Consider the following 22,099-nt stretch of genomic DNA (forward strand, 5'->3'; position numbering starts at 1 on the left):
AGCGGGCTGCCGGAGGGGGGATTTCATAACAGGGTGGGCTCCACAGGAGCGCCACCCGTAAAAAAAAGATTTAAACGATCCGCCAGCGGCGGATAGGTAAACTACTATATGGCAGAAACTACAACACCAAGGTTAATGGCCGCAGCCAAGGAGTTCAACATCGGGAAAGATACCCTGGTGGACTTTCTGGCAGGAAAAGGTTTTAGCAGAGACGACCTGAAGCCGACCTCCAAGCTCACGGAACCGATGTACCGGGCTTTGCAGGCGGAATTCCAGGGCGACAAAGTGGCGAAACTGAAAAGCGACCAGATCGACCTACCCAAAGGTGCGGCCGGAGAAGCGAAAAGAAAGCGCGAGGACGACGACTATCTTTTCCGCAGGGAAGAAAAGAAAGCGCCGGCACCTGCACCGAAAAAAGAAGAGCCGGCCCCTGCACCGGCCCCCGTGCCCCCTGTACAGCCGGTTCAGCCCGTGCAACCCGTACAGGCGGCCCCCGAGGTGGAAACCCCGCCTCAACCCCAGCAACCTCCGGCTCCGCCGCAGCCCCAGCCTGCCGCCGAACCGGTAACCCCCTCCATCCCGGAAGCCCAGCCCTCCGCCCCCGAAGTGTCCGAACCCAGGGAAGCCGAAGTGGTCAAAATCGACGCTCCCGAGATCGAAGGCCTGAAGATCGTGGACAAGATCGACCTGTCCGCCATCGATTCTTCGACCCGCCCCAAAAAAGGCGGTGCCAAAACCGACCTCCCGCAAGAAAAAGAACAGGAAGTAATGCCTCCGTCAAACACGTATATCGAGCAGCTCCCGGAAACCGAACCGGATACCATGACGCTGCCAGCCCCGTCTGAAACCAAACAGGCGCCCGTATTCGGGCAGGAACCCCAGCAGGAAAAGCAACCGCCCGTGCGTGAGCCGGAAGTGGTGGCCCCGGCCCCTGCACCCGAACCGGCCCCTGCGCCCGAACCGGTAGCCGAAGTGCCGCCGGTGAAAGAGGCGGAGGCAGCTCCCGTAGTGGCCGAAAAACCCGCGGAAGACATCCCCGCAGTGACCGCACCGCCGGTAACGGAAGCGGCCGTAACCGCGGAAACCCCCACCACGCCGGTGGCGGAAACCCCCACGGAAAACGCAGCCCCGGTGATCGAAAACATCAAGGCCGAGCGGATCGAAGGACCCAAGATCCTGGGCAAGATCCAACTGCCGGTGGACAGCGATACCCGTCCGAAAGCCGATGAGAAGCGCAAACGCAAGCGCATCCCCATCGAGAAGAAGGACGCCGGCCAGGGCCAGCAGGGCCAGCGACCCGGCCAGCCCCGTCCGCAGGGACAGGGTGGCGGCTTCCAGCAGCGCCCCGGTCAGGGCCAACAGGGCGGCCAGCAGGCACGTCCCGGCCAGGGCCAGCAAGGTCAGGGCGGCCAGGGTGGCGGACGCTTCAACCGTCCCGAACGGGCCAAAGGCCCCGGTGGCGGCGGACGCTTCCAGGTACAACCCCAGGGCAGCCGCTTTGCTCCGCGTGAGGACAAGCAGATCGACGAAAAAGAAATCCAAAGAAAGATACAGGAAACCCAGGCCAAGCTGGCCGGCAGCACCGGCAAGGGCAAGAACCTGAAGGCCAAGCTGCGCCGCGAAAAACGCCACGAAATGGCGGAATCCGCGGAAACCGGCGAACACACCCTGCAGGTGACCGAATTCATCAGCGTAAGCGAACTGGCCAACCTGATGGACGTGAGCTTTGCCGAAGTGATCAGCAAGTGTATGAGCCTGGGCATCATGGTGTCCATCAACCAGCGCCTCGACGCCGAAGTGATCGAGCTGGTATCCAGCGAGTTTGGCTTCGACGTGGAATTCATCGACGTGGAAAAACAACTGGAGATGGATGAGGAAATGGAGCAGGACGCCGAAGAAGACCTGGAATTCCGCTCGCCCATCGTGACCATCATGGGTCACGTGGACCACGGTAAGACCTCGTTGCTCGACTATATCCGCAATGCTACGGTAGTAGCCGGTGAAGCGGGCGGTATCACCCAGCACATCGGTGCCTACCAGGTGAATCTCCCCAACGGTAAAGACATCACCTTCCTCGATACCCCCGGTCACGAAGCCTTTACGGCCATGCGTGCCCGCGGTGCCAAGGTAACCGACATCGCCGTGATCGTGATCGCGGCCGACGATGCGGTGATGCCGCAGACCCGCGAGGCCATCAGCCACGCCCAGGCTGCCGGCGTACCGATGATCTTCGCCATCAACAAAATCGATAAGGACGGCGCCAACCCCGCCAAGATCTACGAACAGCTGGCCGGTATGAACCTGCTGGTGGAAGAGTGGGGCGGTAAGTTCCAAAGCCAGGAAATTTCGGCCAAGAAAGGTCTGAACGTAGAGCTGCTGCTGGAAAAGATCCTGCTGGAAGCCGAACTGCTCGACCTGAAGGCCAACCCCGACCGCGAAGCCAGCGGTACCATCGTGGAAGCTACCCTGGACAAGGGCCGCGGCTACGTGACCACCGTACTGGTGCACAACGGTACCCTCCGCTCCGGCGACCTGGTGGTGAGCGGCCAGAACTACGGCCGTGTGAAAGCCATGTTCAACGAACGGAACAAACGCGTGGACGCGGCTCCGCCCTCCACACCGGTGCTGATCCTGGGCCTGAACGGCGCCCCGCAGGCCGGTGAGAAGTTCCGCGTATACACCGACGAGTCCGAAGCCAAAGAAATCGCCAACCGCCGGGCACAGATCCTGCGCGAACAGGGCATGCGTGCGAAGAAACACATCACCCTCGATGAGATCGGACGCCGCCTGGCACTGGGCAACTTCAAAGAACTGAAAGTCATCATCAAAGGTGACGTGGACGGTTCGGTAGAAGCCCTGAGCGACTCGCTGCAGAAGCTCTCCACCCCCGAGATCCTGGTGAACGTGATCCACAAGGGCGTGGGCCAGATCAACGAAAGCGACGTGGTGCTGGCAGAAGCCTCCGACGCCGTGATCATCGGCTTCAACGTGCGTCCCTCCATGCAGGCCAACCGCCTGGCCGACGGCGCGGGCATCCAGATCAAGACCTACTCCATCATCTACAACGCTATTGAAGAGATCAAGAGCGCGATGGAAGGCATGCTCGAACCGAAGGTGCAGGAGAAGATCGTGGCCAACGTGGAAGTTCGCGAAGTGTTCAAGTTCGACAAGGTGACCGTTGCCGGTTGCTACGTGCTGGACGGCCGGATCAAACGCGACCACAAAGTCCGCCTCATCCGCGACGGTATCGTGGTGTACCCCACGGCCGAAGGCGCCTCCGCCGACCTGGGTTCGCTCAAACGCTTCAAGGACGACGTGAAGGAAGTACAGATGGGTATGGAGTGCGGTCTGACGATCAAGAACTACAACGACCTGAAAGTAGGCGATATCGTGGAAGCATACGAGATCGAAGAAATCAAACGCACCTTATAACAGGTGCAGGGAATGGGTTAATTTGTTCATTGGGAATTAGGACATTAGGTGGTTAGCGTCCTTCTTCCAAGGAAGTAAAAGATAGATAAAAGGTAACTACCATCTGGTAATAGATGGTTCCGCCTAAACCCTAATACCGAATGAACCAATTAACGAATTCCCTGTATCAATAACTTTGCCCTTCAAACTTTTGTTAATCCCTGCTGCTTGCGGCAGGGATTTTTTTTCAAAAGGCTACATTTGGCCTTACGCACTGTAAATTATGAAGAAAGCTTTTCTCGTTCTTTCCGGCTTCCTCGGCCTCGCTTCCCTGGCAAGCGCCCAGGGCCAGAAGGTGGTGGCCGATAAAATCGTAGGGATTGTGGGCGACCGCATTATCCTGCATTCCGACATTAAAAATACCATTGCCGATGCGGCCCGCCAGGGTGGGACGGTGCCCGAAAATGCCGAGTGCATGATCCTCGAGCAGGCGCTGATCTCCAAAATAATGATGCTGCAGGCCGAAAAAGACTCCCTTCCGGTGACCGACGACGAGGTGGAGGCCGACCTGGACCTAAGGGTGCGCGAATTCATCCGCCAGTACGGTACGCAGCAGGCGCTGGAAGATATCGCCGGTAAAACCATTTACCAGATCAAGGACGATGCCCGCGAATCGGTGAAGGAGCGCAAGCTGGCCGAAGCCGAACAGCGCAAGATCGTGGAGAACGTCAAGATCACCCCCACGGAAGTAAAAGACTTTTTCGATAAGATCCCCAAGGACAGCCTGCCGTACTACGAATCGGAATTCGAGATCGGCCAGATCGTCGTCTATCCCAAGGCGTCCCGCGACCTGGAAAAATACGTGATCGACGAGCTGAACACCTACCGCAAGCAGGTGGAAATGAAGGTGGCCTCCTTCGGCGACCTGGCCAAACGCTATTCCGAGGACCCCGGTTCCAAGGACCGCGGCGGCCAGTACCAGGTGAACCGCAACGAAAAAAGCTGGGATCCCGCCTTTTTATCCGGCGCTTTCCGCCTGAAGGAAGGCGAGGTGTCGCCGGTGATCAAGTCGAAGTTCGGCTACCACATCATCCAGATGGTGAGCAAAACGGGTGACGACGCCATCGTGCGCCACATCCTGCGCATCCCGCCGGTAACGGACGAGGAAACGCGGGAATCGATTTCCAAGCTCGACTCCGTTCGCGCCAAGCTGATCGCCGGAACCACTACTTTCCCGGTGGCGGCAGGTAAATACAGCGAGGATGAGGCCGCCAAGTATTCCGGTCCCTATATCACCGGCCGCGACGGCTCCAGCTTTGTAACCATCGACCAACTGGATAAGGACCTGGTGGCCCTGCTCGACAAGCTGAAAGTAGGTGAGTACTCGCAACCCCAGGCGTATGCCGACGAAAGAGGAAAGAAGGCCGTGCGCCTGGTTTTTCTGAAGTCCAGGACCGAGCCGCACCGCATGAACCTGCGCGACGACTATAACCGCATTGCCCAGTATGCCCTGGAGCAGAAAAAGCAGGCGGCCCTCGAAAAATGGATCACCGCCAAGCTGCCCAGCTACTACATCATGATCGACCCGGCCTCTGCTGCGGGCTGCGAGCAACTGCAGAAGTGGAGCAGCCTCCAGGCCCAGACGAAGTAAGTATCCGCCCGATTCCCTCATATTTGTATAAAGGTTTCCCCGTAGATTAATTTTTTAATTACCGGGAAACCTTTTTCTATTATATTTCTTATATATATTAGCTGTTCCCGTTCCCCTTTTTATGAAAACACACTGCTTCCATGTCCTCAGTATCCTACGACCTTTATTTTAAGCACTCCCTCCAGTTTTATTGTATAATTACTACCGCGGAAGGCAGAATAGTTTGCGCAAATGACCGGGCCTTGCAATTCTTTTCCCTCCGGGAGCACCAGCTGATTTCCGACGAAGCCTCTCTACCCCGCCTGGACGAAGCGGGCGACGCGCCCATCCTGGTGACCCTGTCCCGGCAGGATCAGCGCAACAACTTTCAGAACATTACCTGGGAAGTGGCGCCCCTGCCGCTTTCCGGCGACGAACGCATGTACCGCTGGATGGCGCCGGCCCCGGCAGTAACAGGCTTGCTCCAGCCGGAAAATACCCGGGAGGCCGAACAGGAGCGGGTCCGCCACTTTGAGGCATTGCAGAAAAGCGAGCGCTTTTACCGCAACCTGTTTACCGACTCCCTGAACGGCATGCTGCTGATGGAAGCAACAGGCACCATTAACTACTGCTCGCCCTCGGTGCTGTCCATCCTGGGCTACGGTTCCGAGGCGGAAGTGCTGGGCCGCAATGGTTTTGAATTCGTCCACCCCGAAGACTTCGGCAACGCCCTCGAAGCCTTCCAGCTCGAGGTGAACCAAACGCCCGAGGTCAAGTTTATCGTGATCCGGCTGTTGAAGAAAAACGGTGAATGGCTGTGGTGTATGGTGCGGGGACATAACCTGTTGAGCAATCCCCACGTGGCCCATATCCTGGTATACTTCCACGACGACACGCCCCGCAGGCGGGCCATTGCTGCCCTGGAGGAAAGCGAACAACGGTTCCGCTCCCTGGTACGCGACCTGAAGGTGGGGGTGATGCTGCTGGACAGCAATGGCCATATGCTGCTGTGCAACCGGTTTACCCAGGAAATGATTGGGCTCGGGGAGGAGGAAATGAAAGGCCGGGCTTTCTGGGACGTGTTCGCCGACCTGGTGCACGAGGACGGCAGGGTGGTGGGCCCCGCCGACCGCCCGGTGAAGAAGGCCATCCGCCTGCAAAAGCCGGTGAAGAATTTTGTGGCGGGCCTGCGCGGTCCCAAGGGCGGCGCCCGGATCTGGATGATCATCAATGCCGACCCGGTCCTGGACGACCAGGGCAACATCCTCCATATTGTTACGTCGGTGACCGATATTACGGAACGCAAAGAGCTGGAGCAGCAACTGCTGCACGAGCAGGTCAGCCGCCAGAAGCTGCTGACGAAGGCCACCATCGAGGGGCAGGAAAAAGAGCGGAAGGAGATCGGCAAAGAGCTGCACGACAACATCGGCCAGCAGCTGACCACCATCAAGCTCTACCTGGACCTGGCCGGAACGGCCGCCGACCCCGCTACCCGGGACCTGGTGCGCCGGGCTACCAAAAGCGTTTCCTACGTCATTAACGAGATTCGCAGCATGTCCCGGGCGCTGGTGCCGCCCACCCTGGGCGACCTGGGCCTGATCGAATCCATCAACGAGCTGATCGACTCCATCAGCCAGACCCAGCGGATCGAGCTGCGGTTTGATTATTTTGATTTTGAAGAACGCCTGCTGGCGGAAGATAAGCGGCTGATGCTGTTCCGCATCCTCCAGGAGCAGCTGAACAATGTGCTGAAGCATGCCCGGGCCTCCCTGGTGACGATTGTCCTGCGGCTCACCAAAACCGAGGTGGCGCTGCTGATCGAGGACGATGGAAAAGGTTTTGATACTGCCCTTCCCCGACGGGGCATGGGCCTGGCCAACATGAAAAGCAGGGCCGAGCTCTTCGGCGGCCAGGTGGAAGTGATCTCCACTCCCGGCAAAGGCTGCACCGTCAAAGTCACCGTGCCCCACGTGCACCTGGTGGAACCGGGGGAAATAGGGAATTAGGATATTTGTTAATTGGTTAATCGGGAATAGGCGGGCCGTCGCTTTCCACTGTCATCTCCCGACGCAAATAGCCGCCAGATGCTCCCTCGAACTCGTGAACTTGTAAACCCATGAACGCTGGAACTATTCAGATTGTAACGTTCCCTTAACTCAGGAACTTAGGAACTCAGGAACTTTGGAACTTTTTCTCCTACCTTTGCGCCTTCTTTTTCTTCCCATGAGTGATGCAATAAAACACGAATGCGGCCTGGCCTTTATCAGGCTGCGCAAACCGTTTTCCTATTACCAGCAAAAGTATCGTACAGTATTATGGGGCTTAAATAAGCTGTACCTTTTAATGGAAAAGCAGCACAACCGCGGCCAGGATGGCGCAGGGGTGGCAGCCGTAAAGCTGAACGTAGAACCCGGCTACCCCTTCCTTTCCCGCCTCCGCAGCAGTGCCCCCCAGCCCATTGCCGACGTTTTTCGCCAGATCGGGCAGGAGTTTGCCGAGATTCAGAAGTTCAACCACGACTTCGGCAACCACCCCGGCCTGATGAAAGGACACCTGTCCTTCCTGGGCGAGGTCCTGCTGGGCCACCTGCGCTACGGCACCCAGGGAAAGAACAACGCCGACTTTTGCCACCCCTTCATTAAACGCCACACCATCCCGGCCCGCAATCTGGCACTGGCCGGCAACTTCAACCTCATCAATACCGATGAGCTGTTCGAGCTGGTGGGCATCAATCCCGGTGAATTCCAGCGCCAGAGCGACCTGGCCGCCATGATGGAAGTGATCTACCACTTCCTCATCAAGGCCGACGAGGAGAGTCCCGGCGAAACCGATATTATTTCGGTGCTGAAGAAGGCGGTACGCCTCTTTGATGGCGGCTTCAATGTAAGCGGCATCACCGGCAGCGGCATCGGCTTTGTCTTCCGCGACGCACACGGCATCCGCCCCTCGTACTATTATGTAAACGAGGAAGTGGTAGTGGGCGCTTCGGAACGGGCCGCCATCCGCACCACCTTCAACGTGGGAGAGAACGAAGTAAAAGAACTGATGCCGGGCCAGGCGATGATCGTTTACCCCAACGGCGAGGTGAAGATCGAGCAGGTGATCGAGCCCAAGGAGCGGAAGGCCTGCAGCTTCGAACGCATCTATTTCTCCCGTGGCAGCGACGAAAAGATTTACCGCGAACGCACTGCCCTGGGGTATAACCTCAGCCGCCAAGTGCTGAACGCCGTCGACTACGACCTCAAAAACACGATTTTTTCCTTTATTCCCAATACGGCCGAGGTGGCTTTCTACGGGCTGTGCAAAGGCGCCGAGGACTACCTGAACCAGAAAAAGATCGAGCGCATCGCCGCCTGGGGCAACCAGATCGACCCCGAAAAGCTGGCGGAAGTGATCAACCGCAAGATCCGGATGGAAAAGATCGCCATCAAGGACGTCAAGATGCGCACCTTCATCACCGAGGATGTGAGCCGTTCGGAGATGGTGCAGCACGTTTATGATATTACCTACGGCACCGTGAAGCGGGATACCGATACGCTGGTGGTCATCGACGACTCTATCGTGCGGGGCACCACGCTGAAGGAAAGCATTATCCGCATGCTGGCGCGCCTGGGACCGAAGCGCATTATCGTCGTGTCCTCCGCTCCCCAGATCCGTTACCCCGACTGCTACGGCATCGATATGAGCAAGATGGGCGACTTCATCGCCTTCAATGCCGCCGTGGAGTTGCTGAAGGAGCAGGGCCGCGAGTCCATCCTGAAAGAGCTCTATAACCGCTGCCTGGAGCTCAACGAGCAGGGATTGCTGCATACCGAGAACGTGGTGAAGCAGGTGTACAAGACGTTCACCAACGAGGAGATCACCGCCAAGATTGCCGAGCTGATCACCCCGCCCGACCTGGATATCCCCGTAGATGTGATCTTCCAGACCATCGAATCACTGCACGAGGCCTGTCCCGGCAACCTGGGCGACTGGTATTTTACCGGTAATTACCCCACCCCCGGCGGCAACCGCGTCGTGAACAAAGCTTTCATCAACTACATGGAAGGCAAGAACGTGCGGGGCTATTAATTTAAAAGAAACTCCTGGGGAGGCTATCCCCATTATTAGAAAACTACAAAAGTCGCTAAGACTTTTGTAGTTTTTTTGTTTGGGGCCATTCCCGGCCTGCCCTATTTGTTTTCCCCTGTAAAAAGTATAAATTGTTGGTGAACCAAACAGGCTCGTTTATGAAAACATTGATCATTGTAAGACATGCCAAAAGCAGTTGGGCGGACGATACGCAGGACGACCGGGACCGCCCCCTGAATGACCGGGGCAAGAAGGATGCACCGGAAATGGCCAAACGCTTAAAGGAAAAAGGCATCCGGCCCGACCTCTTTCTTTCCAGCCCGGCAAAGCGGGCCCGCAAGACCGCCCGTTTTTTTGCCGAGGAATTCGGCGGAAGCAAAAAAGAGATTGTGGAGGAGGAGAAATTGTACGAAGCCCCTTCGGCCAATTTTTACGAAGTGCTCGGGCAGCTGGACGACAAATACGAAACCGTGGTGCTGTTCTCGCACAACCCCGGCATTACCGATTTTGCCAACACCCTCGATACGGTGCGCATCGACGATATGCCTACCTGTTCGATGCTGGCGGTGCAGGCCCATACCGGCCACTGGTCCGCCTTCCGGGAAAGCGAAAAGGAATTCCTGTTCTTTGACTATCCCAAAAACGCCAGCTAAGAGACCACGAGGACAAGGGGATAAAGAGTTAGGGCGGAAACAGGTCTCTCTGCTTCCCTTACCAGGAAAGTGAAGCTTGTCCCTCCCTAATTCCCAATTAACCAATGAACCAATACCCCAATCCCTATTCACTCACCCACACCATCTTCTCCTCCAGTGGCTGGCGTTTGCTGCGGGGAGAGGCTACGGCCACGTGGCCGATGTAGAAAAAGCCGAGCAGCTTGTCCTCTTCCCCCAGGCCGAAGAAAGGCTTTGCTTTTTTGGAATACGTAATGCCGCCGCTGGCCCAGTAGCCTCCCAGGCCGTAGGCTTCCACCGACAGCGCCAGGTTTTGGGCGGCGCAGGCCACGGCTTCAATTTCCTCGATCTCCGGCACCCGTTTGCCCGCACTGCGCTTCATGCACAGGGCTACCACGTGCGAGGCCAGCAGGGGATATTTTTTCAGCTTCTGGTATTTTTCCGGCTTGAAGTGGTCGCCGGATTCCTCCTTATATAATTCACTCTGGAAGTCGGACAGCTTTTTCAGTCCCTCGCCGGTGAACACCACGAAGTGCCAGGGCTCGGTATGGTGGTGGTTCGGCGCCCAGGTGGCGTTTACCAGGATCTGCCGGATAATGCCGTCGTCGGCCTTCTTGCCGGGAACAAACTGGGCGGGAAATACCGAGCGGCGGTGGCGTATCAGGTGGTTGATGGCGTCGATTTGGTATGACATTTTAGAAGGGTTTGTAGTTTGTTGTTTGTGGTTTGTAGTTGTCGTGCTATTGGAAATGTGCTTAACGGCCTGAAATGCAAGTTTACGGGTTAAATTGCAGTGGCAGCTTGCCACTTCTTATTCTTAGCCATCCCTTGCCGGCGTTACGCCTCACTACAAACCACAAACTACAAACTACAAACTCCTTTAACTTCGCAGGCCATGACGATCAATAAGCAGCAGAAAATCATCATTTTGACCGCCCCTTCGGGTGCCGGCAAGACCAGCATTACCCGTTATTTACTGGGAAAATACCCCGAAAAGCTGGCCTTTTCCATTTCCGCGGCCACCCGTCAGAGCCGCCACAGCGAAAAAAGTGGAAAGGATTATTATTTTATGACCGAGGAGGAGTTTCGGAACAAGATCCAGCACGAGGAGTTCGTGGAGTGGGAGATGGTGTACGAAGGAAAATATTACGGCACCCTCAAGTCCGAGCTGCAGCGCATCTGGAACGAGGGCAAGGTGCCCGTGCTGGATATTGACGTGAAGGGCGCCATCCACGTGCAGCAGCAATTCCCCGAAACCACCCTGTCGCTCTTCATCGAGGCACCCAGCATCGACGAGCTGAAGCGGCGCCTGACCTCCCGTGGTACCGAAAGCGAGGACTCCCTCAATGCCCGCATCAACAAGGCCTCCTACGAACTGTCGTTCAAGCATTCCTTCACCCAGGTGATTGTCAATGCCGAGCTTGATCAAGCCTGCGCCGAAGCCGAAAAGGCCATCTTTGACTTCCTCGAAGGCTAAGCGACAAAGAAAAAAAGAGATAAAGGGTTGAAGAGTACAGGGCGCTGCAGGAGGTTGCTTACCGGCAGCAGCAGATTATTTCTTCTTTACTCTTTAGCTCCTTCCCCTCTTTATCTCTTAGATTTATGGATGAGTAGTTTATCTTTATGACAATGATAGCAGTCAGTACGTTGGTTTGGTTTTTCGTCACCATCATCATGATGGGCTTCTTTTCGGGTATCGAAATGGCCTTCTACAGCGCCAACCGCTTTGGCATTGAGCTGAAGAAAAAGCAGGGACGCCCCGGGGCGGAACTGCTGTCGCGCTTTTTCGACAACCCCGAGCAGTTCCTGGGCGTTTCCATCCTGGGCTTTACCCTCTTTCTGGTGGGTTTTACCCTCATGTTCAGCCTGGTTATGGAACCTGTCTGGACCTGGGTGGGCCTGCTGGACCCCCAGTACAATACCCCCCGCCTGGTGGCCGAGATCATCCTGTCCACGTTTATCGTGCTGATCTTTGCCGAGTTCCTGCCCCGTGCCCTCTTCCGGGCGCAAAGCAGCATCTTTCTTTCGAGGCTGATCTGGCTCATCAATATCTTTTACCAGCTGCTGCAGCCCCTGGCCGCCTCTTTCATCAACCTGGCCAACTGGATGCTGAAATACGTGTTCAACGTGCGGGTCAACGAGAAGAAGGAAGCCTTTACGCGGGTGGACCTGGGCACTTTGTTCCAGCAGAGTGAAGACGCCAAGCACGAGCAGGAGGAGGTAGATACCGAGCTGTTCGAGAACGTGCTGGAGCTGTCCAAGATCAAGATCCGCCAGTGCCTGGTACCCCGTAAGGAGATCATCGGCCTGGACAGCCGCATCGGCATCGAGGAGGCCCGCCAGAAGTTTATTGAAACCAAGCTGAGCAAGCTGGTGGTCTTCGAAGGCAATATCGACAACATCGTGGGCTACGTGCACCAGCTCGACATGTTCAAAAGCCCCGACAGCCTGCAGTCCATCCTCATTTCCATTCCGGCCGTGCCCGAAAGCATGAGCGCCATCGACCTGATGAACAAGCTCACCAAGGAGCGGAAAAGCATTGCCTGGGTGGTGGACGAGTTCGGCGGCACCTCCGGCATCGTGACCATGGAAGACGTGCTGGAAGAGATCTTTGGCGAGATCCAGGACGAATACGACAGCGAGGAATTCGTGGAAAAGCAGATCTCCGAGAACGAATACATCTTCTCGGGCCGCCTGGAGCTGGACTATATTTCCAAAAAATACGACCTCGAATTCACCAACAACGAATCGGAAACCCTGTCGGGCTATATTATCAACTACCACGAGACCATCCCCCGCCAGAAAGACCGGATCATTATCGACGACTACGAGTTCGACATCCTCAGCGTCAGCGACACCCGGATCGAGATGGTCAAGCTCAAAATATTAAAATAGAATAAAAACTATTGAATGGATAACGGCCCCTAGCATAGGGGCCTTTTTATTGGGGGTTACCGCCCATCCATTTCATGGACTCTCTGCTGTAGTTTAACAATCCCTGCCGGCTATTTTTCTTATTTTCATTTCCTGTTTTTCATTCTTCAGTTTACATTTAAGAAACATTCATTCCGGCATTATTTTCAACCAATTTTAATTGCCTTCCACGATGAAAAAAGCGATCCTCTCCTTTGCTGTTCTATGCCTGACAGCTTCAGGCTATGCCCAGTCCAAAGCAAAATCCGTCCCTGCGGCGCCCCCGGCGCCGGCTGCCGATACCGCGAAGCCCAAAAAGCCCGCCGGCATCTCCGATAAAGTAAAAGCCAGCAAAAAAACCGACGGCCTCTTTACCGTGTACCAGGATTCGGTGAACGGCTCCCTCCAGCTGTACGTGAAAAAGGACCAGCTGCAAAAAGAATACATCTACCAGAGCTTTTCCATTAGCGGTCCCACCTCGTTGTACCTCAACCAGAGTATGCACCGGTCCAACTTCATCTTTAAGGTGCAGAAGGCCTTTGATAAGCTCGAGTTCAGCCGGGTGAATACCTCTTTTTATTACGACCCCGAAAGCCCGGTCAGCAAGACCAAGGACGTCGATAAGCCCGAAGCGGTGATCACGGCCGAAAAAATCATTGCCGAAGATTCCACGGGCTACCTCGTCAGCGCTGACGGGCTGTTCCTCAGCGAAAAGCTGGACCCCGTCAAGCCGCAGACCTCTCCCGGCCTGTTCAGTTCGCTTTCCTTCAGCCTGGGCGGCCTAAACCCTTCTAAATCAAAAGTCAACGCCATCCGGTCCTTTCCGGACAATACCGACATCGTAGTGGACCTGGCTTACGATAACCCCAACGCCTGGGTAACGGGCGGCCCCGACATCACCGATGCCCGCTACGTAAGGGTACGCCTGCAGCACAGCCTGATCGAGCTGCCGCAAAACGACTTCCGCCCCCGCCGCGACGATCCCCGCGTGGGCTATTTTAACCAGCAGGTGACCGACCTCACCAGCATCAGTGCCGTTCCTTACCGCGATATCATTAACCGCTGGCACCTGGAGAAAAAAGATCCTGCCGCCGCCCTGAGCGAACCCAAAGAACCGATCGTTTTCTGGATCGAGAACACCACGCCCCTGGCCTTCCGCCAAACCATCCTGGAGGCCGGCCTGAAATGGAACGCGGCCTTTGAGAAAGCCGGTTTCAAAAACGCCGTCCAGATGAAGATCATGCCCGACACCGCCACCTGGGACCCGGCCGACATCCGCTACAACGTTATTCGCTGGGTATCCTCCGCCGTGCCGGCCTATGGCGCCATCGGGCCCAGCTTTGTCAACCCCAAGACCGGCCAGATCCTGGGCGCCGATATCACGGTGGAATGGTACTCGGGCAGCAATACCCCGGTTTACGACGAGTTGATGAACGGCAAGACCGGTCCCGCCGGTTGGGATGCGCTGGCGAAACAGCCCGAGCCGACCGCTCATAACGCCTGCACCCTGGCGGCGGAGCTGAAGGCCCAGTACGCCACCAGCCTTACTGCCCTGGAAGCTGCCAATGCCGATACCCGGGAAATGACCGAAATGCACCGGCAGTTCCTGACCTACCTGATCCTGCACGAAATGGGCCATACCCTCGGGCTGAACCACAACATGATGGCCAGCCAGATGTGGTCGCTCAAGGAGATCAACAATAAAGAGCTGACCCGCAAATACGGGCTGGTGGCTTCCGTAATGGACTACCCGGCCTCCAATATTGCGCTCAACCGCAAGGAGCAGGGCGATTATTATACCTCGGTTGCCGGCCCCTACGACCTGTGGGCCATCGAGTACGGCTACAAGCCTTTCTCCGAAAGCGAGGAGGAAGGGGGTTTGAAAAAGATCCTGTTCCGCAGCACCGACCCCAAGCTGGCCTTCGGCAACGATGGCGACGACATGCGGGCGCCGGGTAAGGCCATGGACCCCCGGGTGAACGTCAACGACCTCACCAGCGATGCGGTCGCTTATGCCGCCCAGCGCTTCCAGGTGGTGAACAACCTGATGGGTTCCCTGGTACAGCGCTACAGCAAGCCCGGCCAGTCGTATGCCGAGCTGCGGGCACGCTACAACACCCTGCAGGGCCAGCGCCTGAGCATGATCTCGGCGGTAAGCCGCTATATCGGCGGGGTGTATGTCGACCGGAGCTTTCCCGAGCAGCGTTCGCCCGCCAAGCCGTTCACACCCGTTCCCCTTTCCGTTCAGAAAGAGGCAATGGCCGTGCTGACCCGCTATGTATTTGCGCCGACCGCTTTTGACGCCGATGCCGCCATATTCCCGTACCTGCAGCCCCAGCGACGCGGCTTTAACCAGGCGACCGGCGGCGACGACTACAAGATCACGGCCACGGTGCTGAACAACCAGATCAGCGGCGCCCTGGCGCATATCATGCACCCCAACACCCTGCAGCGGATCACCAACAGCCGCCTGTACGGCAACCAATACAGCGTGGCCTCCGTGCTCGGCGACCTGACCACGGGCATTTTCGCCGCCGACCTGAAAACCAATGTCAACGTGTACCGCCAGTACCTGCAGACGCAATTTGTAAAAGGGTTGATCTCCATCTCCGGCGAGCGGGCCATTGGCTTTGACGATGTGGCCAAGGCGGGCGCCCTGCATTCGTTGAAGAAGGTAAAAGCGCTGCTGGCGGGCGCCGTTTCCACCAACGAGGAGACGAAGGCCCACCGCTCTTCCCTGCTATTCCTGATCAATAATGCCCTCAAACCGCAATAAGCTGCACGCATAAAAATAGCAAAGGGTCGAAGACCCCCGTAAATTAACAGGGAAAAGCCCGGCTATATGGCCGGGCTTTATTGATGGCGGCTTATCCTCATTATCTTTGCACCCTTTATTGCAAAAATGGCTTTGAAAATTTTACAAAGAGGCCTGCCGCAGGATGACCGGGCCGAGATGTCGTTCATAGATCACCTGGATGTGTTGCGGGGGCACCTGCTCCGTTCGGTTATCGCCATCGCTATAGGGGCTACCCTGATCGGCATCTACAACAAGTTCGTGGTGCGCCAGATCTTGATGGGGCCGACACATGCTGATTTTCCCACCTATGTGCTGATGTGTAAGATCGGCAATAAGCTGGGACTGGGTGCCGCCCTTTGTATCCGCGAGGTGAATGTGCCCATGCAGAATACGGTGGTCAGCGGACAGCTCAGCATGTTCTTTTCCGTCATCATCATCGGCGGCCTGATCCTGGCCTTCCCCTATGTGTTTTACGAATTCTGGCGGTTTGTACGGCCGGCGCTGACCAAAAAAGAGCTGGGCAAAACCCGGGGCGTGATCTTTTGGGTGTCCTTCCTGTTCTTTACCGGCGTCCTGTTCGGCTATTTCGTGATCTCGCCTTATACCATCAACTTCTTCTCCACCTTCCAGATAGATGAGAACATCGAGAACAAATGGACCATCTCGAGCTATATCGATACGATGATCCCGCTGGTCATCGGCAGCGGCCTGGCGTTCCAGCTGCCGCTGGTGATGTATTTCCTGGCCAAGGTCGGCGTGGTGTCGGGTACATTCCTGCGGAACGTGCGCAAGTACGCCATCGTCATTATCTTCATCGTGGCCGGCATCATTACCCCCGGTCCTGATATCATCAGCCAGCTGACGGTAGCCGTGCCCCTTATCGTGCTGTACGAGATCAGCATCCTGCTGGCCCGCCGCATTGAAAAGGAACAGCAGAAGGCCGAACTGAAGGAATGGAGTTAAGAAAGGAAAATCTAAACTTTGTAAAAGAAAGCACGCACTATGAGTAATACATTCGATCTGTCCAAGCCGATCGCTATCGGCTCCGACCATGCCGGTTACGTCTATAAGGAAAAGATTGTCGAGTTCCTGACCCGCAAAGGCATTGCCTTTAAAGATTACGGCACCTACAGCGAGGAGTCGGCCGACTACCCCGACTTCGCCCACCCGGTTGCCGGGGCGGTGCAGAACAGCGAAGCGGCCGCCGGCATCCTGGTATGCGGCAGCGGCAACGGCGTGGCCATTACCGCCAACAAGTACAAGGACGTACGGGCCGCCCTTTGCTGGGAGCCGGAACTGGCCGAGCTTTCGCGCCAGCACAACAATGCCAATGTGCTCTGCCTGCCCCAGCGCTTCGTGTCGGTAGATGCGGCGCTGCATATGGTGGAAACCTTCCTGAACACTGAATTCGAAGGCGGCCGCCATGAAAAGCGGGTAGGAAAGATCTCCTGCTAAGCGGTTGGCAGCTTCACAAACAACAAAGGGTTTATAAGGGGTGATGAAGATTTGCCCCTTATAAACCCTTTACTATTTATAGACCCTCGGTTTACCAGCCCAGCAGGTAAGCGAAGACCAGCGGCGCTACGATGGTGGCGTCGCTTTCGATAATGTACTTGGGCGTGTGAATGTCGAGCTTGCCCCAGGTGATCTTTTCGTTGGGGTGGGCGCCGGAGTACGAACCGTAGGAAGTGGTGGAATCGCTGATCTGGCAGAAATAGCTCCAGAACGGGATTTCGTGCATTTCCAGGTCCTGGTACATCATCGGCACCACGCAGATCGGGAAGTCGCCGGCAATGCCGCCGCCGATCTGGAAGAAGCCGGTGCCTTTGCCGCCGCTGTTGTCCTTGTACCAGTTGGCCAGCCATACCATGTATTCGATACCGCTCTTCATGGTGCTGGCAGGGATCTCACCCTTATATACGTACGAAGCGAAGATGTTGCCCATGGTGCTGTCTTCCCAGCCGCCTACCACGATGGGCAGGTTCTTTTCCGCGGCTGCGATCATCCAGCTGTCTTTGGGGTCGATCTGGTAGTCGGCCTTCATCACTTCGCTCAGCAGCAGCTGGTACATGTATTCGTGGGGGAAGTAGCGCTCGCCTTTGTCGGCGGCATCCTTCCAGGTTTTGTGAATGTGTTGCTGGATCTTGCGGAAGGCTTCCTCCTCAGGGATACAGGTATCGGTTACCCGGTTCAGGCCCTGCTCCAGCAGTTCCCATTCCTGCTCCGGCGTCAGGTCGCGCCAGTTGGGGATGCGCTTGTAGTGGTCATGTGCTACGAGGTTCATGATGTCCTCTTCCAGGTTGGCGCCGGTGCACGAAATGATGTGCACTTTGTCCTGGCGGATCATCTCGGCCAGGGAAACGCCCAGCTCGGCGGTACTCATGGCGCCCGCCAGCGTGATCATCATCTTGCCGCCTTCCAGCAGGTGTTGCTCATATCCTTTTGCTGCATCCACCAGCGCCGCCGCGTTGAAGTGGCGGTAATGGTGCTCGATAAATTTCGAAACCGGTCCTTTGCTCATAGTTAAAATTTGAGGGGCAAAATTACAGTTTACGCGTTTACAAGTTTACGAGTTTACGAGTTGAGGGGAAACTTCCGCAGGAACTCGTAAACTTGTAAACCCGTAAACGCGTAAACTCAACGAAAGCGAATGAACTTCCTCGCGCACGCATACCTCTCTTTCGGTCACAAAGAAGTGCTGGTCGGCAATATGATCAGCGACTTTGTGAAGGGGAATGCTGCGCAGCGCTACCCCCCGGGTATCCGCAGCGGTATCCTCCTGCACCGCCAGATCGACGAATTTACCGACCAGCATCCCGTTACCCGGGAGGCCAAGGAAGTGTTCCGTCCCCATTACCGGTTGTTCAGCGGCGTGATCACCGATATTTTGTTCGACCATTTCCTGGCCAACGACCCCCACTGCTTTGCCCCGGAGGGACTGCTGGCCTTTTCCCAGGAGGTGTACCGGGTGCTGGAAGAGTATTCCGCCCACCTGCCGCCCCACTTCATCCAGGCCTTTGCCTACATGAAGACGGAGAACTGGCTCTACCAGTATCACACCACCCCGGCCATGGAAAAGAGCATCCGCGGCCTGGTGCGCCGGTCGAGCTTCTTTTCCGACAGCCATACCGCCTTTGAGCTGTTTTTACAGCACTACTCCTTTCTGCAGCAGTGCTTTACGCTTTTTTTTAAAGATGTTAAAATCTTTGCCAAACAGCAATTTGACCGGCTAACTGCCTGACTCAGCGTCAAATCGCATACTTCCACGGTCTATTTTTGCGTTTTCTCCAAACAGAGTTAACCATGAAGAAATGCGTATTCTTTTTTGCAGTGCTGCTCCTCTTTTTTGCTGCTGATGCCCAGTCCGATGCCAACCGCCTGCCCGGGCTCGATAAGTCGCCCATGGATATGGCTTACTACCCGGCCAACTTTCCCGTGCTGAAAATCCAGGATAAAGCGAACGGCCCCCTGGTGGCGCGGGCCATCTACAGCCGCCCCCAGAAAAGCAACCGCGCCGTTTTCGGCGACCTGGTGGAATATAATAAGGTATGGCGCCTGGGTGCCAACGAGGCTACCGAGATCGAGTTCTACCGCGACGTGAAGATCGGCGGCAAAAAGGTGGTCAAAGGAAAATATACGCTTTACGCCCTGGTGAACCCCGAACAGTGGACCCTGATCGTGAACAGGGAAACCGATACCTGGGGCGCCTTTAAATACGATGAAAAGAAAGACGTGGCGCGGGTGGACGTGCCGGTAAAAAAGCTGCCGGCACCGGTGGAGCCGTTTACCATGACCTTTACCAAGGCGGGTGCCGGCATCAGCCTGGTTATTGCCTGGGACGATGTGGAGGTAGCCCTGCCCATCGATCTGAAACCATAAAATTTCGGATGTCGTCTCGCCCAAGGCGAGACGACATCCGAAATTGCTTTGGCTGATCTCTTCAATTAATACGGTTAAAATCTCCCGGACTTTCCGACTTTTGGACTTTCGGACCTCCGACTGAACCGTAATTTTCACCATGAAGTTTTTTCCCGCTATCTGTTTGCTGCTGTTGTTGGCCTCGTGCGACGAGCCTGTCCCTACCCGTACCGGCACGGAAAAGATCATTCCCCGCAAAACCACGGTGGTGGCGCCCGCCCCGCCCAATCCCTATATGCCGGTAGACCTGTCGCCTATGGACGTCAGCTATTTTCCGCCCGACTACCCCATCCTCAAAACCACGAAGAAAACCACGGCCCCGCCAGTGGCCAGGGTTATTTACAGCCGGCCGCACAAACACGGGCGAAAGATCTTCGGCGCGCTGCTGAAATGGGGCGAGCCCTGGCGGCTGGGTGCCAATGAAGCCACCGAGATCGAATTCTTCCGGCCCGTGACCATCCAGAAAAAACGGATAAGGCCGGGCCGCTACGTGCTCTATGCCATTCCCCAGGAAAAAACCTGGACCGTGGTGTTCAACAGCGGCAATTACTCCTGGGGCCTGAAGCAGGATGCCTCCAAAGACCTTTACCGCTTTGAGGTGCCCGTGCAGCCGACCACTTCGCCCGTGGAAAACTTCACCATGGTCTTCGAGAAAGCTAGTGCCGGCGCCGGCGGCAACCTGGTGATCGCCTGGGACGATACCGAAGCCCGCTTACCTTTTCAACTTTAATTTCTTTTGTTATGTGCGGTATCGCCGGAATGGTTTCGGCCCTTGCGCCCCTGGTCAGCCGGCAACGGGTGGCCGCCGCGGCCGCTGCCCTGCAGCACCGCGGACCCGAGGACGAGGGCCTGTGGATGAACGGGGCGGAAACGGTAGCCCTGGGCCACCAGCGCCTGTGCATCATGGATGCCGGCAGCCGGTCGCGGCAACCCATGGCCTTCGCTGGCCGCTACGTGCTGGTACACAACGGCGAACTGTATAATTACCTGGAGCTGAAGCAGGAGCTGGAACGGAAAGGCTACCGCTTTACCACCCTTTCCGATACCGAGGTGCTGGTGGCCGCCTACGATGCCTGGGGTGCGGACTGCCTGCAGCGTTTCGACGGTATGTTCGCCTTCGCCCTCTGGGACGAGCAGGAGCAGGAGTTGTTTGCCGCCCGTGACCGTTTGGGCGAAAAGCCCTTTTTCTATTTTTATGATGAAGACCAGCTGGTGTTCGCTTCCGAAATGAAGGCCCTGTGGGCCGCCGGTGTGCCCCGGGAGGTAAATCGTTCCCTGCTCTATAATTATCTTTCTATCGGCTATACGGCCAATCCTTTCGATCCCGGCGAAACCTTTTACGAAGGCATCCGCCGCCTGCCGGCCGCCCACTTCCTGCGTTATTCGCTGCCCCGCAACGAGCTGGCGCTGGAGCGCTACTGGGGCGTGGAAGCGCCGGAGAGCAGGGACGTCGGCGATGCCGAAGCCGTAGAGCGGCTGCGGGAGCTGCTGTCCGCCTCGGTGCAGCGACGGCTGCGCAGCGACGTCGCCACCGGCACCAGCCTGAGTGGCGGGCTGGACAGCTCGTTGCTGGCGGCCCTTTGCGCCAATGCGCCCCCGGAAACCTATTCCCGCCAGTGCTTCACCGCCGTTTTCCCTGGTTATGAAAAAAGCGAGGAACGCTATGCCGCCGCGGTAGCCAGCCGCTTTGGTCTGCGGCACCATAGGGTGACTGTGGACGGAAGCGGCATGGCAGCAGAAATGGACCGGCTGATGCGGCACCAGGAAGAGCCGGTGGGCTCGGCCAGCACGCTGGCCCAGTACAAGGTGTACGCCGCGGCGAAAAGGGCAGGGGTAACGGTGCTGCTCGACGGCCAGGGCGCCGACGAACTGCTGGCGGGTTATCATAAGTATTACAAATGGTACTGGCAGGAGCTGTATGCTGCCGGTAAGTTAGGGCGGAGTGGCGAGCTGGCCGCGGCGCGTGCCCTGGGCGTAACGGAGCCCTTTACGTTAAAGAACAAGGCGGCGGCCCTGTTCCCCCACTTCGCCGGGGCGCTGCTGCAAAGTCAAAAAGCCAGGGAAGCCGCCCGCCTGCCGTTTTGGGAAGAGGACTTTGCCCATGCTCAGAAGCGGCACCTGTATTACAGCCTGCCCGCCCGGCCCGATCTGAACGGCGTGCTGTACTACAATACTTTTTTGAACGGCCTCGAGGAGCTGCTGCGCTATGCCGACCGCAACAGCATGGCCCATGCCGTGGAAGTGCGCCTGCCCTTCCTCGACCACCGCCTGGTGGAATTCCTGTTTGCACTGCCGCCCCACCTCAAGATCCGGCAGGGCTGGACCAAGTGGCTGCTGCGGCAGGCCGCCGAACCGATGCTGCCGCAGGAGATCGTGTGGCGCAAGGATAAAGTAGGCTTCGAGCCGCCCCAGAAAAAATGGATGGCCGATGGGGCAGTGCAGGAGCGCATAAGGGAAGCCAAACGGCTGCTGGCGGACAAAGGAATTATCTCTAAAAAAGCAGTGGGCCAGCCCATTATCCCTTCCGATGCCCACGCCGCCGGCAACTTTCACTGGCGCTTCTGGTCTGCTTCGTATTTGTTTTAAAGGGGCTCCTGAAAAGACCCGGAGGACTTTTTTTCTTCAAAGTTTTTTCATTTGCCCGAATGCGTCTATATTTGTCCACAAATTTAGTAGACTAAATTTTAC

Annotated in this window: 16 protein-coding genes; 14 read left to right on the forward strand and 2 right to left on the reverse strand. The window is 56.7% G+C overall.

Features of this window, described 5'->3' with window-relative positions; all coding sequences use genetic code 11:
* The first annotated feature begins 135 nt into the window (after nt 1-135).
* From infB to V9K67_RS22385, 5 genes are all read left to right on the forward strand, one after another.
* Entirely contained in the window at nt 136-3,432 is a 3,297-nt protein-coding gene (gene infB / locus V9K67_RS22365) for a translation initiation factor IF-2 (RefSeq protein WP_336726446.1), read from the forward strand.
* A 262-nt stretch (nt 3,433-3,694) separates the two neighbouring features.
* Nucleotides 3,695-5,062 (forward strand): peptidylprolyl isomerase, encoded by a 1,368-nt coding sequence (locus V9K67_RS22370; RefSeq protein ID WP_336726448.1) that lies wholly within the window; start codon nt 3,695-3,697, stop codon nt 5,060-5,062.
* A 242-nt stretch (nt 5,063-5,304) separates the two neighbouring features.
* Nucleotides 5,305-7,047: a PAS domain-containing sensor histidine kinase gene (locus V9K67_RS22375; protein ID WP_336726449.1), complete on the forward strand. Its 1,743-nt coding sequence runs from the start codon at nt 5,305-5,307 to the stop codon at nt 7,045-7,047.
* A gap of 337 nt (nt 7,048-7,384) precedes the next feature.
* Nucleotides 7,385-9,112, forward strand: a complete 1,728-nt coding sequence (locus V9K67_RS22380) for an amidophosphoribosyltransferase (RefSeq protein ID WP_336726451.1) — start codon at nt 7,385-7,387, stop codon at nt 9,110-9,112.
* A gap of 158 nt (nt 9,113-9,270) precedes the next feature.
* Nucleotides 9,271-9,765: a SixA phosphatase family protein gene (locus V9K67_RS22385; RefSeq protein WP_336726452.1), complete on the forward strand. Its 495-nt coding sequence runs from the start codon at nt 9,271-9,273 to the stop codon at nt 9,763-9,765.
* Nucleotides 9,766-9,889: 124 nt separating this feature from the next.
* Here the strand turns inward: V9K67_RS22385 and V9K67_RS22390 are convergent, their stop codons facing one another.
* Nucleotides 9,890-10,477, reverse strand: a complete 588-nt coding sequence (locus V9K67_RS22390; protein ID WP_336726453.1) for a nitroreductase family protein — start codon at nt 10,475-10,477, stop codon at nt 9,890-9,892.
* Between the two features lie 201 nt (nt 10,478-10,678).
* On the opposite strand from V9K67_RS22390, the gene gmk reads away from it, so the two are divergent.
* The 5 genes from gmk to rpiB all read left to right on the forward strand — a co-directional run bounded on the left by gmk (nt 10,679) and on the right by rpiB (nt 16,948).
* Nucleotides 10,679-11,260, forward strand: a complete 582-nt coding sequence (gmk, locus tag V9K67_RS22395) for a guanylate kinase (RefSeq protein ID WP_336726454.1) — start codon at nt 10,679-10,681, stop codon at nt 11,258-11,260.
* A gap of 152 nt (nt 11,261-11,412) precedes the next feature.
* On the forward strand, nt 11,413-12,678 hold the full coding sequence (locus V9K67_RS22400; protein WP_336726455.1) for a hemolysin family protein: 1,266 nt from the start codon (nt 11,413-11,415) through the stop codon (nt 12,676-12,678).
* Between the two features lie 211 nt (nt 12,679-12,889).
* Nucleotides 12,890-15,472 (forward strand): zinc-dependent metalloprotease, encoded by a 2,583-nt coding sequence (locus V9K67_RS22405; protein WP_336726456.1) that lies wholly within the window; start codon nt 12,890-12,892, stop codon nt 15,470-15,472.
* 132 nt (nt 15,473-15,604) lie between these two features.
* Nucleotides 15,605-16,456, forward strand: a complete 852-nt coding sequence (gene tatC / locus V9K67_RS22410) for a twin-arginine translocase subunit TatC (protein ID WP_336726458.1) — start codon at nt 15,605-15,607, stop codon at nt 16,454-16,456.
* Nucleotides 16,457-16,495: 39 nt separating this feature from the next.
* Complete coding sequence (gene rpiB, locus V9K67_RS22415; RefSeq protein ID WP_336726460.1) at nt 16,496-16,948, forward strand: ribose 5-phosphate isomerase B; 453 nt, start codon at nt 16,496-16,498, stop codon at nt 16,946-16,948.
* 91 nt (nt 16,949-17,039) lie between these two features.
* Here the strand turns inward: rpiB and V9K67_RS22420 are convergent, their stop codons facing one another.
* Nucleotides 17,040-18,014, reverse strand: coding sequence for a deoxyhypusine synthase family protein (locus V9K67_RS22420; protein WP_336726462.1), 975 nt, complete (start codon nt 18,012-18,014; stop codon nt 17,040-17,042).
* A gap of 129 nt (nt 18,015-18,143) precedes the next feature.
* On the opposite strand from V9K67_RS22420, the gene V9K67_RS22425 reads away from it, so the two are divergent.
* The 4 genes from V9K67_RS22425 to asnB all read left to right on the forward strand — a co-directional run bounded on the left by V9K67_RS22425 (nt 18,144) and on the right by asnB (nt 21,997).
* Nucleotides 18,144-18,734 (forward strand): acyl carrier protein phosphodiesterase, encoded by a 591-nt coding sequence (locus V9K67_RS22425; RefSeq protein WP_336726463.1) that lies wholly within the window; start codon nt 18,144-18,146, stop codon nt 18,732-18,734.
* Between the two features lie 62 nt (nt 18,735-18,796).
* A complete protein-coding gene (locus V9K67_RS22430; protein ID WP_336726464.1) occupies nt 18,797-19,372 on the forward strand; it encodes a DUF2911 domain-containing protein in 576 nt (191 codons plus the stop codon).
* A gap of 139 nt (nt 19,373-19,511) precedes the next feature.
* On the forward strand, nt 19,512-20,141 hold the full coding sequence (locus V9K67_RS22435; RefSeq protein ID WP_336726465.1) for a DUF2911 domain-containing protein: 630 nt from the start codon (nt 19,512-19,514) through the stop codon (nt 20,139-20,141).
* A gap of 11 nt (nt 20,142-20,152) precedes the next feature.
* Nucleotides 20,153-21,997 carry an asparagine synthase (glutamine-hydrolyzing) gene (asnB, locus tag V9K67_RS22440; protein WP_336726467.1) on the forward strand — a complete coding sequence of 615 codons (1,845 nt, stop codon included), beginning with the start codon at nt 20,153-20,155 and terminating at the stop codon, nt 21,995-21,997.
* Nucleotides 21,998-22,099: the final 102 nt, after the last annotated feature.

The organism is Huijunlia imazamoxiresistens (assembly GCF_037132455.1).
Lineage (GTDB): Bacteria > Bacteroidota > Bacteroidia > Chitinophagales > Chitinophagaceae > Flavisolibacter > Flavisolibacter imazamoxiresistens.

Bases quoted from the DNA above. Each gene is read 5' to 3' on its own strand.
- V9K67_RS22420 (WP_336726462.1), bottom strand. From the start codon at position 18,014: ATGAGCAAAGGACCGGTTTCGAAATTTATCGAGCACCATTACCGCCAC.
- V9K67_RS22425 (WP_336726463.1), top strand. From the start codon at position 18,144: ATGAACTTCCTCGCGCACGCATACCTCTCTTTCGGTCACAAAGAAGTG.
- V9K67_RS22405 (WP_336726456.1), top strand. From the start codon at position 12,890: ATGAAAAAAGCGATCCTCTCCTTTGCTGTTCTATGCCTGACAGCTTCA.
- V9K67_RS22370 (WP_336726448.1), top strand. From the start codon at position 3,695: ATGAAGAAAGCTTTTCTCGTTCTTTCCGGCTTCCTCGGCCTCGCTTCC.
- V9K67_RS22400 (WP_336726455.1), top strand. From the start codon at position 11,413: ATGATAGCAGTCAGTACGTTGGTTTGGTTTTTCGTCACCATCATCATG.
- gmk (WP_336726454.1), top strand. From the start codon at position 10,679: ATGACGATCAATAAGCAGCAGAAAATCATCATTTTGACCGCCCCTTCG.
- infB (WP_336726446.1), top strand. From the start codon at position 136: ATGGCCGCAGCCAAGGAGTTCAACATCGGGAAAGATACCCTGGTGGAC.
- asnB (WP_336726467.1), top strand. From the start codon at position 20,153: ATGTGCGGTATCGCCGGAATGGTTTCGGCCCTTGCGCCCCTGGTCAGC.
- V9K67_RS22430 (WP_336726464.1), top strand. From the start codon at position 18,797: ATGAAGAAATGCGTATTCTTTTTTGCAGTGCTGCTCCTCTTTTTTGCT.
- V9K67_RS22380 (WP_336726451.1), top strand. From the start codon at position 7,385: ATGGAAAAGCAGCACAACCGCGGCCAGGATGGCGCAGGGGTGGCAGCC.
- V9K67_RS22390 (WP_336726453.1), bottom strand. From the start codon at position 10,477: ATGTCATACCAAATCGACGCCATCAACCACCTGATACGCCACCGCCGC.
- V9K67_RS22385 (WP_336726452.1), top strand. From the start codon at position 9,271: ATGAAAACATTGATCATTGTAAGACATGCCAAAAGCAGTTGGGCGGAC.
- V9K67_RS22435 (WP_336726465.1), top strand. From the start codon at position 19,512: ATGAAGTTTTTTCCCGCTATCTGTTTGCTGCTGTTGTTGGCCTCGTGC.
- rpiB (WP_336726460.1), top strand. From the start codon at position 16,496: ATGAGTAATACATTCGATCTGTCCAAGCCGATCGCTATCGGCTCCGAC.